Below are 17,178 nucleotides of genomic sequence, written 5' to 3'. Positions count from 1 at the left end.
CGAATACTTCACTAGTCAAGAATTGTCGCTTGATACCTATATGTCTTGTTCTGTGAGATTTACAAATTAAACATTGATCATGTTTGTATTACGGTATAGTAAGACATTACTATAATTTAATCTTGCTTGGCCAAGCATCGCCGCACCTCTCCGGCACCGGCTGTCGCCGCACTGCGGGGGGCGCAGAATGGTCAACTATGTTCGGTTTTTGCTGTGATCTGCTGGCTTGCCGCTGCTTAAACGTAAGCGAACGACCAGGGACGATTGCCGAGTTGGGCGAGGGGATCGATTCCTGCTTTTCAATATCGCGTGGGCTTCGAGGCGCTCAAAGCCAAAGCAATAAAAAAGGGGCCGACCGGCCCCTTCCCTAGATGTCGCTTGCCGCGCTGGACCAGAGGTCGGCTGCTTCCGACGCCGTCATGCGACGCACCTCGGCTTCGTGGCGGCGGGTGGCGAAAAGCTCGCTTGCCATGATCTGCTCGGCAAGGTCGGCCGGCAGCGAGAGAATGACACGGGCATCGTTGCCATGCAGGCCACTGACCTCGGCGCGCTTGCCGGTCACCATGCCGCCCGCAATGGTATTGTTCGTCTCCGGATCGATCAGGATGAAGGAGCCAGTGGCACGGTTCTGCTCGTAGGGATCGAAGATCGCGGCTTCGTCGAAAACGAGGCGCACCTTTCCGATGGCATTCATGTAAAGCCGCTGGGCGGCATTCCAGGCGCCGGTCTTCAATTCGAGCTGGCTGACAGGCTCGACCTGAACACGTTGGCGGCGCGAGCCGCTCTTCAGCCAGTAACGCTTGCCGGCTTCGATACCTTCAGGCTGCAGAGCGACGACCTGCGCATCAAAGGACAGGCCGGTCTGCGGCTGCGAGTCGATCGACACGATCATGTCGCCGCGCGCCACGTCCACCTGACGGTCGAGAACGAGCGTGATCGCGTCACCGGCAACAGCCGCGTTGCGCACCAGGTCGAAGGTGACGATCTTGCTGACGTTGGCGACCATGCCCGACGGCAGGATCATGACGCTATCGCCCGGCTTTACCGAACCGCCGGCAACCGTGCCCTGATAGCCACGGAAGCTTTCGCCGGGGCGCGAGACGCGCTGAACGGAAAGACGGAAGCCGGTCGTCTGGCCCGAGCGGACGGTTGCATGTTCCAGCGTCTCGACCAGCGTCGGCCCATTATACCAGGGCATGGCGGCCTGGCCGGAATAGACGACGTTTTCGCCTTTCAGGGCCGACATCGGAATCGCAGTGATCTGCTTGACGCCGAGCGACAGGGCAAACTCCTTGAATTCGTGGCTGATCTTGTCGAAGCCGGCGCGATCGTAATTCGTCAGATCGATCTTGTTGACGGCAAGCACGAACTGCTTGATGCCGAGCAGCGAGGCGATCGTCGCATGACGGCGCGTCTGTTCGAGGATGCCGGCGCGGGCATCCACCAGCAGGACGGCGAGATCGGCGGTGGATGCGCCGGTCGCCATGTTGCGGGTATATTGCTCGTGGCCAGGCGTGTCGGCGACGATGAAGGAGCGTTTATCGGTTGAGAAATAGCGATAGGCGACATCGATGGTGATGCCCTGTTCGCGCTCGGCCTGCAGGCCATCGAGAAGCAGCGCGAAATCGGGGAGGCCGAGATCGTTCTGCTTGCCGGTGGAATCACGGCGAAGCGTCGCCGCCTGGTCTTCCTTCACTGCCTTGGTATCCCAGAGCAGGCGGCCGATCAGGGTGGACTTGCCATCATCGACGCTGCCGCAGGTGATGAGGCGCAACGGGCGCGAGTCGCGCACGGCCTTCAGAGGCTCGGCGGCGGGCACGGCGACGGCGTTTGCGGGAACTGCTGCAGTCATCTCAGAAATATCCTTCACGCTTCTTCTTTTCCATGGAACCGGATTGATCACGGTCGATGGCGCGGCCCTGGCGCTCGGAAACCGTGGCGATCTCCAGTTCCGCGATGATGTCTTCCAGGGTAGTGGCGGTCGAGCGGATTGCGCCCGTCAGCGGGAAGCAGCCGAGTGTGCGGAAGCGGATGAAGTCTTCCTGCTTGGTTTCGCCGGGCAGCAGTTCCAAACGCGGATCGGAGGCAGCGATCATCATGCCGTCACGCTCAACATAGGGGCGCTTGGCCGCGAAATAGAGCGGCACGATCGGGATTTCCTCGGCCTGAATGTAGCGCCAGATATCAACCTCGGTCCAGTTCGACAGCGGGAAGACGCGAACGCTCTCGCCTTTGCGGATCTGACCGTTATAGATGTTCCAGAGTTCCGGGCGCTGGTTGCGCGGATCCCAGCGATGATCGGGCGTGCGGAACGAATAGATGCGTTCCTTGGCGCGAGAGGCTTCCTCATCGCGCCGCGCGCCGCCGAAGGCCGCGTCGTACTGGCCGGCGTCCAGCGCGTTGCGCAATGCTTCCGTCTTCATGATGTCGGTATAGCGCGCCGAGCCATAGGTGAAAGGCGTGATATTTTCAGCTTTGCCGCGCGGATTGATGTGCTCGATCAAGTCGAGATCGTACTTCTTCACGATCTCGTCGCGGAAGGTGATCATCTCTGCAAACTTCCAGCCCGTGTTGACGTGCAGCAGCGGGAAAGGTACGCGGCCGGGATAGAAGGCCTTGCGGGCAAGATGCAGCAGCACGGAGGAATCTTTGCCGATCGAATAGAGCATCACCGGACGCTCGAATTCGGCGGCAACTTCGCGGAAGATATGAATTGCTTCGTTTTCCAGTGCCTTCAGATGGGGGTCGAGTGGCGGCTTGGCGCTCTGCGGATTGGTCAATTCCGTATCCTGACGGGTATCGGGCATTTCGTACTCCAGATTTCTTATTGCTGCGCGACGATCGAAGCCGTCTCTTCGGCGACATGCAGACCGCATTCGCGCTTCTCATCCTGCTCCCACCACCAGCGGCCTGCGCGCTCAGGCTCACCGGGCTTGATGGCACGGGTGCAGGGCTCGCAACCGATTGAGGGATAACCGCGGGCATGCAACGGATTTATCGGCACGCCATTGTCGGCGACGAAGACCTTGATTGCGTCGATATCCCAATCAGCAAGCGGATTGACCTTCAAGAGGTGACGCTCGGCGTCATATTCCGCAAAAGGGGTCTCGGCGCGGTTGGCCGACTGGCCGCGGCGCAGGCCGGTGATCCAGATCGTTGCGCCTTCAAGTGCTCGTGCAAGCGGCTTCAGCTTGCGCACGCTACAACAGGCATGCCTGGCTTCGACGCTCTCGTAGAAACCGTTCATGCCGTACTTCGCTGCGTAGGCGTCGATATCGGCCTGCTCCGGTTCATAGCGCGTTATATGGATGTCGTACTGGCTCTCGGTCTCGCCGATCAGATCAAGCGTTTCCTTGAAAAGCCGGCCCGTCTGCAGCGTCACGACGTCGATCGGCAGGCGATGCGTGCCGATTTCTGCAGTGATGACCTGGTCTTCGATTCCGAGGGAGGTGGTGAAGACGACGCGTCCGCCAAGGCCGGCAACGAGCGAAAGCCGGCCTGCGAGGTCAAGGCGTTCCAGCTTTGCAGCCAAGGCCTCAGCTTCTTGGATCGGATTGATAACAGTCATGGGGAATCCTGTCCTTGATGTTGGCCGGAGTATCGCAGCTCAACGACAGGTCGGACAGAAAAAGGGATTTCGAAAGGACTGCTTAGCGGAGCAAATATCTCTCCCATCCTGCCGCAATGCAGAAAAGCAGCCGCCGGCGCCGAAAAGTCGCCTCGACTTAATGTCTATAGAAATAGTAGTGTTACACGCCGCCTGTCAATTGGAAATCGGAAGTGATGGCGATAATGATGAAAATTGCCGTTTTTTGAAGTAAGTTATCAGCTATTGGCCGAGGGTGAAAAACAGGGCCAAAATACTTGTCTCTCAAGGCTTTTTCCGGCGCGTTCAAATTCCGTTCATGCTGGCTGTGCAATAGAGGCGATTAGCTTTCGCAGCGATGTCGGGATTCGACACCGCTCTGTGTGTGTCGACGGTCCGAGATGATTACGCAAAAGGCAAAATATGCGCTGCGGGCGCTAACGGTTTTGGCGGAAGCCGAGGCCGATGAACCCGTCATGATTTCCGACATCGCCGTGCAGCAGAAGATTCCGAAGAAGTTTCTGGAACAGATCCTGCTCGACCTGAAGCATCACGGCATCGTCGTCAGCCGTCGCGGCAAGCAGGGCGGTTATCTGCTGCTGAAGCCGGCCCACAACATTACCTTTGGCGAAATCCTGCGTATTATCGACGGTCCCATTGCACCTTTGCCGTGCCTGTCGATCACCGCTTACCGCAAGTGCGATGATTGCGATGGCGAGCAGAATTGCGAAATCCGTCATGTCTTCGCCAAGGTGGCAGACGCCACCCGTAAGGTGCTCTTTTCCACGACCATCGCCGATGCCGTCGGCACCAAGCAGGGTGCCGAAGTCACACGTCTGCTCGCCTGATCCGTTTCTCCTCCCACTCACCGATCTTCAACAATCGGTGAGTGCTCTTTTTATCTATCATCGATGCTCCACCTGCCCGTGCATGCGGGTAGGGAGAACATCATGTCTATACTTTCGGGAAAGCGAGTGCTGGCGGCTGCCATGCTCTCGGCTGCATTCGCAACGGGTGCGGCGGCGCATCATGGCTGGTCATGGGCGGAAGCCGATCAGATCGAGCTTCGTGGCGCCATACAGCAGATATCCATGGGCGGGCCGCATCCGACGCTCGACGTTGTAACCGTCGACGACGGTCTCTGGCGCGTCGAACTCGGCAATCCGCGTCAGACAGAGCGCTCCGGCTTCGTGGAGGGTGTCGCAAAACCCGGCGATCAGGTCGTGGCACTCGGAAACCGTTCGCAGGATCGCAACGAGAAGCGGCTGAAGGCCGTACGCATCACCATCGGTGAAAAGCGTTACGACATTTATCCGGAACGCATCCAGATGAACTGACGCCCCGTTATGGAGTTTCTCGAATGGCTGTCGGCCACCACGTTGGCGGTCGAGCTCCGGCGCTCCGCGGTGCTCTACATGTTCGTCAATGCGGCCCACATCCTGGCGATCGGCCTTCTGATCGGCGCCATTCTGCCCCTCGATCTCAGACTTGCCGGCTTCTTCCGCAAGCTGCCCGTGGAGATCGTTGCGCCATTCCTGTCCCGCTCGGCCGGCAGCGGCCTTGCCTTGGCCCTTGTCACCGGCTTCTGCCTCTTCAGTGTGCGCCCGGCCGAATATGCCGGAAATCCCGCCTTCCTTGCCAAACTCGGCCTGATCGCCCTTGGTCTCCTGAACGTGTTCATGCTTCACATAGGCGAGGGGTGGCGAACCGCAATCGCGATCGGCATCATCCGTCCCATCGTGCGGGTCTCGGCAGCCCTTTCAGCGATGATCTGGGTCGCTCTGGTCGCCGGACGGTGGATCGGTTTTCTCTGACGCGATTGCTCTGAGCACTCAGTTGCGCCCACGCATGAATTGCAGTGTCGCCTCGGCGACCCGCTGGCCGAGATGGCGGGCAGTTGCCAGGTCCGCTTCGGGCGGTGCGCTTTCCGGACCTTCATCGACATTCGATTGCGCCGCAGCACCAAGCCAGAAACCCAGCCGGTTCAGGTCCTCCTTCGAGCCAAGGGAGGAATTGTTTGCCGGAGGCAGGTCGAGATTGATCCAGTGCATGCCGTGCTGGGCGGCAAAGAGAGCGATCTGCATCAGTGTGGCGAGCTTGTCGCCCGCTTGGGCGCCCGAATTGGTGAAGCCTGCGGCGATCTTGTTCCTCCAGCGATAACCCCGCGCCATGACCGCGTGCGAGCTTGCCTCCTGAAACGCCTTGAAAGCGGCGGAAGGCCCGGCGACATAGGTTGGTGCACCGAAGATAATCGCCTCCGCCGCCGCCAGATCATCCCAGCGGTCCTGCGCTTCTTCTGTTGTCAGTAGCACCCCCCTCGTGGCGGCGACCCGCTCGATACCGGCTTTCACCGCCTGCGCCTGCCGCGCCGTATGGCCGTAACCGCTGTGATAGACGATGGCGATGTTTGTCATGGGTAATCTCCTGTGATTTGAGAAAAACAGATGCCTGCCCCCGCCAGTGGCTGCGGATGCTGAAAGGAAAGGCTGTGAAGTGGGTGATGCGGCCTAATGCAGGGCGTTCTGCTTCAGGTGCGCGAGCTTCTCGGGATTGCGGGTCACATAGATCGCCGTGATCCTGCCACCGTCGATCTGAAGGGCCGTGGTCTGCAGCCAGCGATCTTCCTCGATGCTGACAAATCCAGGTAGTCCGTTGACGAGGCCGTAGTGCAGCAGCCGGGACATGTGTGCGCGGAAGATCGGCGCCAGGGCCGCAAAGAGTTTCGTCACCTTGTCGCTGCCGATAACCGGCCGTCGTGGGGCTACTGCCTTGCCGCCACCGTCCGTGTAGACGGCTGCATCTTCCGTAAGCAGCGCCCGCAACGCCTCGATATCGCCGCTTCGCGATGCCGCAAAAAAGGCCGACGCGATCTGCATCCCGTGCTCGGGCGGTAGGGCATGACGCGGCCGTGCGCTTCGCACATTGGCCCGCGCCCGGCTGGCAAGCTGGCGGCAGGTTGCCGGCTTGCGCCCGATCGTAGCGGCAATCTCTTCGAAGCCGATGCCGAACACGTCGTGCAGCACGAAAACTGCCCGTTCGAGCGGCGAGAGCCGTTCCAGCGCCATCATCAGCGGCAGGGTGACGTCGTCGATGCCCTCTTCCGGCATAACGACAAGCGGCTCCGGCAACCATGGACCTATATAGGTCTCGCGCCGACGCCTGGCCGATTTCAGCTGGTCGAGGCAAAGTCGTGTCACGATCCGGTGCAGAAAGGCAGCGGGTTCGCGAACCGCATCGCGATCGGCGTCGAGCCAGCGCAGAAATGCCTCCTGGACGATATCTTCAGCCTCTGCCACCGAGCCCAGCATGCGATAGGCAACCCGCGTCAGCCGCGGGCGCAGTGGATTGAAGGCGGCAATGGCATCCGCTCCCTCTGCCGCCGTCATCGCTCAGCCTCGCTCTTGTTCAGCTTCGCCATTGCCATCTCCTTCACCTTGTCTGTTCGAGAAGGCTGGACGAGATGAGGTGGCCATTTGTGACACGCTGTCCAGTTTTTTGTGCGGCCCTACCGGTCGCTCACTGCAGCCCGCGGATTGCTCCAGGGTTCCTGATTGGAGCGCGCCAACAGCTGCTTGCCGAGAATATGATCTGCGGCCTTCTCGCCCGTCATGATCGACGGGCCGTTGAGGTTGCCGTAGGTGACGTGCGGGAAGATGGAGCTGTCGGCCACACGCAGGCCATCGACGCCGATCACGCGCGTATCGGGATCGACGACAGCCATCGGATCGTCCTTGGCGCCCATCCGGCAGGTGCCGCAGGGGTGATAGGCGCTCTCCAGATGCTCGCGCAGGAAGGCGTCGATCTGATCGTCTGTCTGGACCTTCTCGCCCGGCTGGATTTCCGGGCCGCGATAATGGTCGAAGGCCCTCTGGCCGAAGATCTCGCGGGTCAGACGCACGCAATGACGGAACTTCTCCCAGTCTTCGGCATGGTTCATATAGTTGAAGCGCAGTACCGGGTCGGCCTTCGGATCGGCCGAGCGCAGCGTCACGTTTCCACGCGATTTCGAAAGATTGTAGCCGACATGCACCTGAAAGCCGTGTGTATTGGCTGCCGCCTTGCCGTCATAGCTGATGGCCACCGGCAGGAAGTGATATTGAATATCCGGCTGCTTGAGCCCCGGGGCGGAACGCAAAAAGGCGCAGGCTTCGAACTGGTTGGAGGCGCCAAGCCCACCCTTGGAGAGCAGCCACTGAGCGCCGGCGACACCCTGCCAGAACCAGGGCAGCCAGGAATAAAGCGATACCGGCTTTGTCGAAACCTGTTGGAAATAGAACTCCATATGGTCCTGAAGATTGGCGCCGACGCCGGGCCGGTCGACCATCACCGCGATGCCCATATCCTGCAGATGCTGACCGCGGCCGATGCCTGATAGCATCAAAAGCTTCGGCGAGTTGAAGGCGGAGGCCGAGACGATCACCTCGCGGTTGGCTTTGACGATCTCCGTTGTACCACCGCGCTCGATTTCAACGCCCGTCGCGCGCCCGTTCTCGATGACGATCCTGCGGGCAAAACCACGGATGAGTTCAACGTTGGGACGCTTCAACGCCGGCTTCAGATAGGCATTTGCCGCCGACCAACGCCGGCCATGATGGATGGTCTGTTCCATTAGACCGAAGCCTTCCTGCTTCGAGCCGTTATAATCCTCTGTCGTCTCGAAACCCGCCTCCTTCCCGGCCTCTATGAAGGCACGGAAGAGTGGGTTCTTTACCACGCCACGCTGCACATGCAGCGGCCCGTCCGTTCCGCGCCACCCTTCCTCGCCGCCCTTGGAATTCTCCATGCGCTTGAAATAGGGCAGCACATCAGCATAGGCCCAGCCACGCGCGCCAAGCTCTTCCCATCGGTTAAAGTCTTCGGCATGGCCGCGCACGTAGACCATGCCGTTGATGGAGGAGGAGCCGCCGATAACTTTGCCGCGGGGTGCAGTGATGCGCCGGTTGTTGAGGTTCGGTTCCGGCTCGGAAAGATAACCCCAGTTGTAGCGCTTCATGCTCATCGGCCAGGCGAGCGCCGCCGGCATCTGAATGAATGGCCCGAAATCGGAGCCGCCTGCCTCGATGACGATGACTGTGTTCTTGCCGTCTTCCGAAAGCCGGTAGGCCAACGCCGAGCCTGCCGAGCCGGAGCCGACGATGACGAAATCTGCCTGTTGCATGCTGTTCCCTTTGGATTGTCGTGTGCAACGGATGCGTTGGTTTTGATGAGGTCAGTAAGGCGCCACAACCGGTCCCATGCCGACATAGACCGTCTTCAGCTCGCTATAGTGTTCGAGCGCTGCCAGCGAATTCTCCCGCCCGAAACCGGATTGCTTGGAACCGCCGAACGGGATCTCTACCGGGCAAAGGTTGTATGTATTGATCCAGAGCGTGCCGGCGTCGAGCTGGTCGACGACGCGATGCGCGCGAGTGAGATCGGCGGTGAAGACGCCGCCCGAAAGGCCGAATTCCGTCGTATTGGCGCGTTTGACGACTTCGGCTTCGTCATCGAAATCGAGCACGCACATGACCGGTCCGAAGATCTCCTCCCGGGCAATCGTCATGTTGTCGGTCACGTCGGCAAAGACGGTCGGTTGCACGTAATAGCCTTCTCCCGTCACGTGGTTTGGGATGCCGCCGCCTGTTACCAGCGTTGCGCCTTCGGCCTTGCCCTTCTCGATATAGGCGAGCACCTTCTCGCGCTGCACCCAGGAGACCATCGGCCCGAGCTGGCTTGCTTCGTCCATCGGATCGCCGATAACGATGGCCTCGGTGCGCGCCTTCAGTCGCTTCAGGAATTCGCTCTTGATCGTCTTCTGCACGAAGACACGCGTGCCATTGGAGCAGACCTGGCCGGTCGAATAGAAATTGCCGAGCATGGCGCCGCCGACAGCACTGTCGAGATCGGCATCGTTGAAGACGATCAGCGGCGACTTGCCGCCGAGTTCCATCGTCACATGCTTCAGCTGTCCTGCTGCTGCGGCAGCCACCTTGCGGCCGGTTGGAACCGAGCCTGTCAGCGACACCTTGGCGACGTCAGGATGGTTGACAAGCAGTGGCCCGGTGTCCCGGTCACCCTGGATGACATTGTAAAGCCCCTTCGGCAGGCCGGCCTCATGCAGGATCTCGGCAATCTTCAACGCGCCGAGCGGCGTGGTTTCCGAGGGCTTGAAGACCATGGCATTGCCGGCGACCAGCGCCGGCGCGCCCTTCCAGCAGGCGATCTGCTGCGGGTAGTTCCAGGCGCCGATGCCGACGCAGACACCGAGCGGTACGCGCTTCGTATAGGCAAAATCCTGGCCGAGCGGAATATGCGAGCCGTTCAGTCCGGCCGGGGCGACACCGCCGAAGAATTCGAAGGCGTCGGCGCCCGAGGTCGGGTCGGCCACGATCGTTTCCTGGATCGGCTTGCCGGTGTCGAGCGTTTCCAGCTCCGAAAGCTCGCGGTTGCGCTCGCGCATGATCTCGGCCGCGCGCTTCAGGATGCGCCCGCGCGCCATCGGGCTCATCGCTGCCCATTCCGGCTGCGCGCGCTTGGCTGCGGCAATCGCCTTCTCAATGATGGCGGGCGTTGCGGCATGGAGCCGGGCGATCACTTCGCCGGTTGCCGGATAAATGCTTTCGATGACGGTGCCGCCTTCATCCTCGACATATTCCCCGTCGATGAAGTGCGATGCTTTCGGCTGGGCTTTCATGTCGCTGGTCCCTGGCTTGATGTCATGGTGGTTCATGCCCCGATGCGGGCAAGCTGTGTCGCTACATAGTCCTCAGTCAGCGCAATCGAGGCCATAATGCCGATCGGCGCCGATTTCAGACTTTGGCGGATATAGAGCCCGTCGATCATCGCGGCTGCGCCCTCGGCGATGCGTTCTGCGGCATCGGAAGGGCAGAGCGCCTTGAGGGACGCAAGCAGGTTGGAGCGCAGGCGTCGTGCATAGATGAGGAGAAAGCGGCGCGTCTCTTCGGATCGCTGCGCTTCGGCATAAAAGGCGAGCCATGCGGCAATCGTCTGCGGCGCGAATTGATCGGCATGGAAGCTGACACGGATGATAGCGGAAATCCGTTCGCGCGGCGTTGCCGCCAGCTTCAGCGCCGTCACCGCGTCGTTGCGCAATTGTCTTAGAAGGAAGCGGATGGTTTCGATCAGCAGCTGTTCCTTGCTGCCGAAATAATGATGCGCGAGAGCAGGCGACACTCCGGCCTGTCGGGCGATGTCGGACATGGTAACGGTCAGCGAACCGTGATCGCCGATTACACGTAGTGCCGCATCCACAAGCGCCTTGCGACGCACCGGTTCCATCCCGACCTTCGGCATATTCTGTCCTCCGAGAACATCGGAAGCGTATTTTTGATTGACTGATCAATCAATAAAAATCTTTCGTCCGGTTGACTTGAATCACCTCTTTCCATGCAAAATTGTTGCAGCATATCTCCAACATCAGGAGGTGCGCCGATGGCTAGCATATTTAACGAAATGCCCACATCCTCGTCGCTGCGGTCGAAATGGCTGTGGTTCGTCGGTCTCGGCCTGCTGCTTCTGATCTGTGGCCTCATTGCTCTCGGCAATCTGCTGGTCGCGACCGTCGCTTCGGTCTTTTACGTCGGCATGCTGATGCTGGCAGGCGGTGTCATCTATCTCATCCACGCCTTCCAGGTACGCAGCTGGGATCATGTGCTCTTCTGGGCGTTGAGCGGCGTGCTCTATGTGCTTGCCGGCATCTGCGCCTTCATCAACCCCATCCTCACCTCGGCCCTGCTGACGCTGCTTTTGGCGATCGCCCTGCTCGTGGCTGGCATTTTCCGTCTCTTCGTCGGTATGCGCACGCGGCCGCTCAAGGGCTGGGGCTGGATCGTCACAAGCGGCGTCATCACCACTCTCGCAGGCTTCGTGATTGCGCTCGGTTGGCCGGTCAACAGCCTGTGGATCCTCGGCCTTTTCCTGGCGATCGACCTCATCGTTCAGGGCTGGACAATGCTTGCCTTCGGCCTGGGTATCCGGTCTTGAGACCGTGGAGCGCGGCGGCCGGTTGGTCGTTTCTTTGACAAGAGAGTGACGGGGTACTAAAATTCCGCCATCGAAGGCCGGCCCCGAAGAAGGGCTGCCTCCTGTGCTGAGGCACTTCGGCAGGGGCGCACGTCGTCCAAGAAAGCCGAAAATCGACCCCCGTAGGCAGTCTCTGCCGAAATAGAATGGGAGGAGAATTCCATGCCGATGGTCACCGTTTCCATCTCACCGCTCCAGGCAGCAGGCATCCGCGATGCTGTCGATCAAGGCGGATATGCATCGAGCAGCGAGGTCGTGCGCGAGGCACTGCGCCTTTGGGATGCCGCCCGGAAATCGGGCGAATGCCGCCACGACCTTTTAGTCGAGGAAAGTGCTCCGCGCGGCAGCAGATGCGTGGCCGATATGTTCGCCGATCATGAAGCGGAACACCGCCGCTCCGCCTGAGTAAGCCTTTGATTGCAAATGAAAATCTAATGATCGCCAAGCGCGTATGACGGCTTGCGCCTTTCACAAAAGTTTCACACTGACGAAAGGGTTCGTTGACCCTTCTACTCCATTGTCCGGCCGAAAAAGAAAAGGTCACAGTGGAGATTGGCATGTCTTTGGCTGCCAGCGTCGAACCGGGTGTCGTGCGTCGTTATGCCAGCGATCAGATCGTCACCCTTGCCAAACTGGTCATCGAAAATGCATTTCAGCCGATCGTAGAAGCCGGGACCGGCACGGTTTTCGGTTATGAATCTCTCATGCGCGGGCAGGATCGCATCGGTTTCGAAACGCCGGTCGAAATCCTAGACGAAGCCTATGAGCACGGGCAGCTTCTGCAGCTCGAGCAGATGGTCGCCAACCGCGCGCTCGCCAAATTCGCCACGCTCTCGAATTTCGCGACTGCGACGCTGTTCCTCAATCTCGACGTCCGTCTCATCCCGTATGGCAATCGCCTTGTCGAGAACCTGCTGCTGCAGCTGAAGACCGCGAATATCCCGCCGTCCTCAGTCTGCTTCGAATTCTCCGAACGCTTCGACAACACCAGCGTGCCAGAGTTTGCCGAACTCGTCCTGCGTCTGCGCAAGGCCGGCTTCAAGCTGGCGATCGACGATTTCGGCGTCGGTCACGGCGAGATGAAGCTGCTCTGCGATTACTCCGTCGACTACCTGAAGATCGACCGTCACTTCGTCGCCGCCATCGATCGCAGCCCGCGTAAGCGCCACCTGCTGAAGAGCATCGTCAATATGGCTCACGTTCTCGGCACTCGTGTCATTGCCGAGGGTATCGAGACCGAAGCCGAATTCATCGTCTGCCGCGATTATGGCGTCGATCTCGTGCAGGGCTGGTTCATCTCCCGCCCGTCGACGCACCTTTCGGAACTTGTACCGTCTTTCCCGCATCTGCAGGAACTCGGCAAGAACAAGGGCAACAATCAGTCGCTCGACGAAATCCTGATCCGCAAGCAGATCGAAATGCTGCCGACCGTCTATGAAAGCGACGGCATCGATACGGTCTTCGAGCTCTTCCGCCGCAACCCGCGCCAGGCCTATTTCCCGGTTCTGAACGCCAACGGTGAGCCGCGCGGCATTATCCACGAGCACCACCTCAAGGAATATATCTATCAGCCTTTCGGCCGCGACCTTCTGAAGAACAAGGTCTACGAACGCACCATTTCGCATTTCGTCGAGCGGGCGCCGATCGTCGGCCTTGACAGCGATGCCGATCAGCTCATGGCGATCTTCGCCAATATGGAAGGCAGCAACTGCCTGATCCTAACCGACAACATGCGTTATGCCGGTGTTGTTTCCGCTGCTTCGCTCATCAAGGTCATCAACGAGAAGCAGTTGAAGACGGCGCAGGATCAGAACCCGCTGACTGGTCTGCCGGGCAATCGTGCTATCAGAGATTTCATGCGCCACTCCGGCCGCGATGGCGATGAAGTGCGTCATTTCTGCTATTGCGACTTCGACAACTTCAAGCCCTTCAACGATGCTTACGGCTTCCATCTCGGCGACCATGCGATCTCGCTCTTCGCCGCGCTGATGCGCCGCTACTTCTTCGCCGAGCGCCACTTCCTCGGCCATGTCGGCGGCGACGATTTCTTTGTCGGTGTCGTCGGCTGGACGAAGGAGGAACTGACGGAAATCCTCGATCGCCTCATCAGCGATTTCCATGATGACGTGGTCGATCTCTATACGGACGAGGACCGCGCTGCCGGCCGTATCCGCGGTCACGATCGTTCGGGCGCTGAGGCCTTTTTCCCGCTTATGCGCTGTTCGATAGGCGTTCTCGAACTGCCCGAGGGTCTCGTTATCGACGATATCAATCGCGTCAGCGCCGAGATAGCGCACGTGAAGTCTGCCGCGAAGGAAAACGAGGAAGGTCTCGTTTTTCATGCGTTAGGCGAGGCGAATTGACGCCTCTGTTACTTCCGGCCTTCCCAAGCCCCGGACCCTGATTTATCTCCAAAGTTTCGGAATAGGGAGAGCCGGGTCATGTCGTTGCCGTCGCATATGCGTTTTGTCGATCTGCCATCTTTCGGCGGACCGGAGGCCATGGTCGTTGCCAACGGGCCGCTGCCGGTTCTTGGTGAAGGCCAGATTCTCGTTCGCACCGAAGCTGTCGGCGTCAACCGTCCCGACATTTCCCAGCGTCAGGGTAGCTATCCGCCGCCGAAGGATGCGAGCCCCATTCTCGGCCTCGAGCTCGCCGGTGAAGTCGTCGCGATCGGCCCCGGCGTGATCGGCTATTCGATCGGCGACAAGGTCTGCGGCCTCGCCAATGGCGGTGCCTATGCCGAATATTGCCTCCTGCCGGCCGGCCAGGCGCTGCCATTTCCAAGCGGTTACGATGCGGTGAGGGCGGCGGCTCTTCCCGAAACCTTCTTCACCGTCTGGGCGAATCTCTTTCAGATGGCAGGCCTGACGGAAGGCGAGAAAGTGCTGATCCACGGCGGCTCTAGCGGCATCGGCACGACTGCCATCCAGCTTGCCCGAGCTTTCGGCGCCGAGGTCTATGCGACCGCCGGCTCGAAGGAGAAATGCGAGGCCTGTGAGAAGCTCGGCGCCAAGCGCGCCATCAATTACCGAGAAGAAGATTTCGCTGCGGTCATCAAGGAAGAGACCGGCCAGGGTGTCGATATCATTCTCGACATGATCGGCGCAGCTTATTTCGAAAAGAACATCGCCTCGCTGGCGAAGGATGGCTGCCTCTCGATCATCGCATTCCTGCAGGGCGCGGTTGCCGAGAAGGTCAACCTAGCGCCGATCATGGTCAAGCGCCTGACCGTGACAGGTTCCACCATGCGGCCGCGCACCGCGGAGGAGAAGCGGGCGATCCGTGACGATCTTCTCTCCGAGGTCTGGCCGCTTCTGGAGGCCGGAACGGTCGCCCCCGTCATCTACGAAACCTTCGCCTTCGAGGATGTGGCCGCCGCCCACCGCCTGATGGAAAGCAGCAACCACATCGGCAAGATTATGCTGAAGTTCGCCTGAGGGACAGCGCTGCGCCTGTCGCAATCAGTCCGGGCAAGGCCATGATCAGATAGAGCCAGCTCGCCGCCGACAGCGCGCCGGTTATGCCGCCCGGTTCCACCAGGCCGGTGCCATTGGCGATGACACCGGCAAAGGCGGCGCCAAAAGCACTTCCGAGCGAACTTATGGTAGGGATGGCTGCTGATGCCTTGTCCTGCTCGTTGTCGGCAACCAGCTTCAGAACCTTGGCGACGAGATGAGCCCAGCCAAGGCCGACGCCAAAGCCCATCATGAACATGGCGATCGCCGCCGGCACGAGGATGGCAAGATTCGCCTCCGGGTTCTCGCGGGCAAGGAAGATGGCGAGAACAGCTGTCGCAACGGCCTCTGTCACACAGCCCGCGACAATGGCTGCATTGGCTTTCCGGCCGGAAAAGGAAGCGCTGAAGAAGGCCGCCACCGTCCATCCGAGCGCGACAAGTGCCACCAGATAGCCTGAGATCAGCGGTGTCACCCCATGCAGGACCTGCAGGAAATAAGGAATGAAAATATCGCTCACGAGCACGAAGTTCAGGCCGAGCATCGTCAGATACACTCGCGAGATCGGCTGACCGAGCGTCACCGCGCCAGATGGCAGCAGCCGGTTATCTCCCTTGCGTTCCATGACGAGCGTCGCGCCGACGGCGACGACCGAGATGGCGAGCAATCCGATTTTCGCCGTCATCGCCTCGACAGTGCCCGCCGTGCTGACGAGCAGCACTGCCGCCAGCAGCAGGCAGATCTGCACGACAGGCATCTTCGTCTGTTCGCGGTCGTCCTCAGCCTGAGGCAAAAGCCGCGGCGCCAGCAGTGCCATCAGCACGCCGAGCGGAACGAGCACGGCAAAGGCATAACGCCAGGCGCTGTCATGCGCGAAGAAGCCGCCGAGCGTCGGGCCTATCACGGTCGAAACACCCCAGATAGCCGCATAGAGGGTCGAAGCCTTCGGCCAGAGCGGTTCGGGATAGACAAAGCGGATGAAGGCGTAACAGAGGGCGGCAAGTGCGCCGGTGCCGAACCCTTGCACCGTTCGTCCGATCAGCACGACTGGCATCGACGGTGCAGCCGCGCAAAGCAGGCTGCCGACGCCAAAGACCACGGCCGCCAAGACATAGACGCTGCGTAGCGCAATACTTCTCGGCCGCATCGCCATGAAGATCGAACCCAGTATGGTGGCGGCAACGTAGAGCGTCGTGACCAGCGAAAACAACGCCAGCCCGCCGACGTCGCGCACGATGCTCGGCGCAATCGTCGCCGTAATGTAACTTTCGACGGCAGCGATCGTCATGCCGCCGCCAAGCATCAGAGTCGCCGGCAGTAGTGCGGGAGAAAACAGCTGAAACACGGATGTTGACGAGCCGGGTGGCTCCAATGCGGCCTCGGACATAATGGTATCCTTGCGTTTTTCCTGACCCACGATTATTTTCCAAGTTATGAATTGGAAAATTACACGGGCTTCGGATTAAAACAAGGGATAGCTTGGAAAATATGCGCCAGTCTCCCGTCAACCGCATCCTGATCCTTCTGAAAACCGAGGGACCGCAGCTCGCTGCTGCGGTTGGCGATGCACTCGGCATATCAGGCGAGGCCGCCCGGCAGCAACTTGCCAAAATGGCGGAGGGGGGGCTGGTCGAAGCCATCGCGGTTGCCGCCAAGGGCAGGGGACGACCGAGCCAGCTCTGGCGTCTGACGGCCGAGGGAAACAGCCATTTCCCGGACGGTCATGCGGAGCTGACGGCGGCCCTGCTGACGACTGTTGTCGAGCAGCTCGGCCCCGCCGCGCTCGATACCGTGATCTCTGCCCGCGAAAATGAAACGCTGAAGCGCTATCGCGATGAACTTGCCGGCATGCCGGATCTCGCCGCCCGTGTCAGGAGATTGGCGGACATCAGAAGCCGTGAGGGCTACATGGCGGATAGCTGGCAGGAAGAGGACGGCTCGTGGATGCTGGTTGAGAACCATTGCCCGATCTGTGCGGCGGCGACGGCCTGCGCCGGCTTCTGTCGTTCGGAGCTTGAAACTTTTCGCGGAGTGCTCGTCGCCAATGTCGAGCGCAGCGAACACATCCTGCTTGGGGCGCGGCGTTGCGCCTATCGGATTACGCCAAGATAG

The 17,178-nt window shown here is 60.2% G+C and carries 17 protein-coding genes; 8 read left to right on the top strand and 9 right to left on the bottom strand.

The window, feature by feature from the left end:
* Window positions 1–367: 367 nt before the first annotated feature.
* The 3 genes from cysN to EV281_RS06925 are packed head-to-tail and all read right to left on the bottom strand — an operon-like array spanning window position 368 to window position 3,568.
* Window positions 368–1,852: a sulfate adenylyltransferase subunit CysN gene (gene cysN / locus EV281_RS06935; protein ID WP_132652230.1), complete on the bottom strand. Its 1,485-nt coding sequence runs from the start codon at window positions 1,850–1,852 to the stop codon at window positions 368–370.
* 1 nt (window position 1,853) lies between these two features.
* Window positions 1,854–2,807 (bottom strand): sulfate adenylyltransferase subunit CysD, encoded by a 954-nt coding sequence (gene cysD / locus EV281_RS06930; RefSeq protein WP_132652228.1) that lies wholly within the window; start codon window positions 2,805–2,807, stop codon window positions 1,854–1,856.
* A 17-nt stretch (window positions 2,808–2,824) separates the two neighbouring features.
* On the bottom strand, window positions 2,825–3,568 hold the full coding sequence (locus tag EV281_RS06925) for a phosphoadenylyl-sulfate reductase (RefSeq protein WP_132652227.1): 744 nt from the start codon (window positions 3,566–3,568) through the stop codon (window positions 2,825–2,827).
* 419 nt (window positions 3,569–3,987) lie between these two features.
* Here EV281_RS06925 and EV281_RS06920 point away from each other — a divergent pair, with 419 nt between their 5' ends.
* From EV281_RS06920 to EV281_RS06910, 3 genes are all read left to right on the top strand, one after another.
* Window positions 3,988–4,434, top strand: a complete 447-nt coding sequence (locus EV281_RS06920) for an Rrf2 family transcriptional regulator (protein WP_132652225.1) — start codon at window positions 3,988–3,990, stop codon at window positions 4,432–4,434.
* A 102-nt stretch (window positions 4,435–4,536) separates the two neighbouring features.
* Window positions 4,537–4,923, top strand: coding sequence for a DUF6152 family protein (locus EV281_RS06915; protein WP_132652223.1), 387 nt, complete (start codon window positions 4,537–4,539; stop codon window positions 4,921–4,923).
* 9 nt (window positions 4,924–4,932) lie between these two features.
* Window positions 4,933–5,400, top strand: coding sequence for a DUF6644 family protein (locus tag EV281_RS06910; RefSeq protein ID WP_132652222.1), 468 nt, complete (start codon window positions 4,933–4,935; stop codon window positions 5,398–5,400).
* An 18-nt stretch (window positions 5,401–5,418) separates the two neighbouring features.
* On the opposite strand, the gene EV281_RS06905 is transcribed toward EV281_RS06910, so the two are convergent.
* The 5 genes from EV281_RS06905 to betI form a co-directional block, all read right to left on the bottom strand.
* Window positions 5,419–6,000, bottom strand: a complete 582-nt coding sequence (locus tag EV281_RS06905) for a flavodoxin family protein (RefSeq protein WP_132652220.1) — start codon at window positions 5,998–6,000, stop codon at window positions 5,419–5,421.
* A gap of 93 nt (window positions 6,001–6,093) precedes the next feature.
* Complete coding sequence (locus tag EV281_RS06900) at window positions 6,094–6,972, bottom strand: sigma-70 family RNA polymerase sigma factor (RefSeq protein ID WP_132652219.1); 879 nt, start codon at window positions 6,970–6,972, stop codon at window positions 6,094–6,096.
* A gap of 119 nt (window positions 6,973–7,091) precedes the next feature.
* Window positions 7,092–8,744, bottom strand: coding sequence for a choline dehydrogenase (gene betA, locus EV281_RS06895; RefSeq protein ID WP_132652217.1), 1,653 nt, complete (start codon window positions 8,742–8,744; stop codon window positions 7,092–7,094).
* A gap of 51 nt (window positions 8,745–8,795) precedes the next feature.
* A complete protein-coding gene (gene betB, locus EV281_RS06890) occupies window positions 8,796–10,259 on the bottom strand; it encodes a betaine-aldehyde dehydrogenase (protein ID WP_132652215.1) in 1,464 nt (487 codons plus the stop codon).
* 32 nt (window positions 10,260–10,291) lie between these two features.
* On the bottom strand, window positions 10,292–10,879 hold the full coding sequence (gene betI, locus EV281_RS06885) for a transcriptional regulator BetI (RefSeq protein WP_132652213.1): 588 nt from the start codon (window positions 10,877–10,879) through the stop codon (window positions 10,292–10,294).
* A 138-nt stretch (window positions 10,880–11,017) separates the two neighbouring features.
* On the opposite strand from betI, the gene EV281_RS06880 reads away from it, so the two are divergent.
* The 4 genes from EV281_RS06880 to EV281_RS06865 all read left to right on the top strand — a co-directional run bounded on the left by EV281_RS06880 (window position 11,018) and on the right by EV281_RS06865 (window position 15,048).
* Window positions 11,018–11,569, top strand: coding sequence for an HdeD family acid-resistance protein (locus EV281_RS06880; protein WP_132652212.1), 552 nt, complete (start codon window positions 11,018–11,020; stop codon window positions 11,567–11,569).
* Between the two features lie 201 nt (window positions 11,570–11,770).
* Window positions 11,771–12,013 (top strand): type II toxin-antitoxin system ParD family antitoxin, encoded by a 243-nt coding sequence (locus EV281_RS06875; protein ID WP_132652210.1) that lies wholly within the window; start codon window positions 11,771–11,773, stop codon window positions 12,011–12,013.
* A 152-nt stretch (window positions 12,014–12,165) separates the two neighbouring features.
* The gene (locus tag EV281_RS06870) at window positions 12,166–13,971 is read left to right on the top strand and encodes an EAL domain-containing protein (protein ID WP_210288195.1); all 1,806 of its coding nucleotides are present in this window, start codon (window positions 12,166–12,168) and stop codon (window positions 13,969–13,971) included.
* Between the two features lie 78 nt (window positions 13,972–14,049).
* A complete protein-coding gene (locus EV281_RS06865) occupies window positions 14,050–15,048 on the top strand; it encodes an NAD(P)H-quinone oxidoreductase (protein WP_132652208.1) in 999 nt (332 codons plus the stop codon).
* On the opposite strand, the gene EV281_RS06860 is transcribed toward EV281_RS06865, so the two are convergent.
* A complete protein-coding gene (locus tag EV281_RS06860) occupies window positions 15,029–16,453 on the bottom strand; it encodes an MFS transporter (protein ID WP_132652206.1) in 1,425 nt (474 codons plus the stop codon). The genes EV281_RS06865 and EV281_RS06860 overlap by 20 nt on opposite strands.
* 101 nt (window positions 16,454–16,554) lie before the next feature.
* Between EV281_RS06860 and EV281_RS06855 the strand changes: the two genes are divergently transcribed.
* Window positions 16,555–17,178, top strand: a complete 624-nt coding sequence (locus tag EV281_RS06855; protein WP_132652204.1) for a metalloregulator ArsR/SmtB family transcription factor — start codon at window positions 16,555–16,557, stop codon at window positions 17,176–17,178.

The sequence above is a fragment of the Rhizobium sp. BK418 genome, assembly GCF_004341105.1.
In the GTDB taxonomy this organism is placed as follows: Bacteria; Pseudomonadota; Alphaproteobacteria; order Rhizobiales; family Rhizobiaceae; genus Rhizobium.
This window is presented reverse-complemented; position numbering and strand designations above follow the sequence as displayed.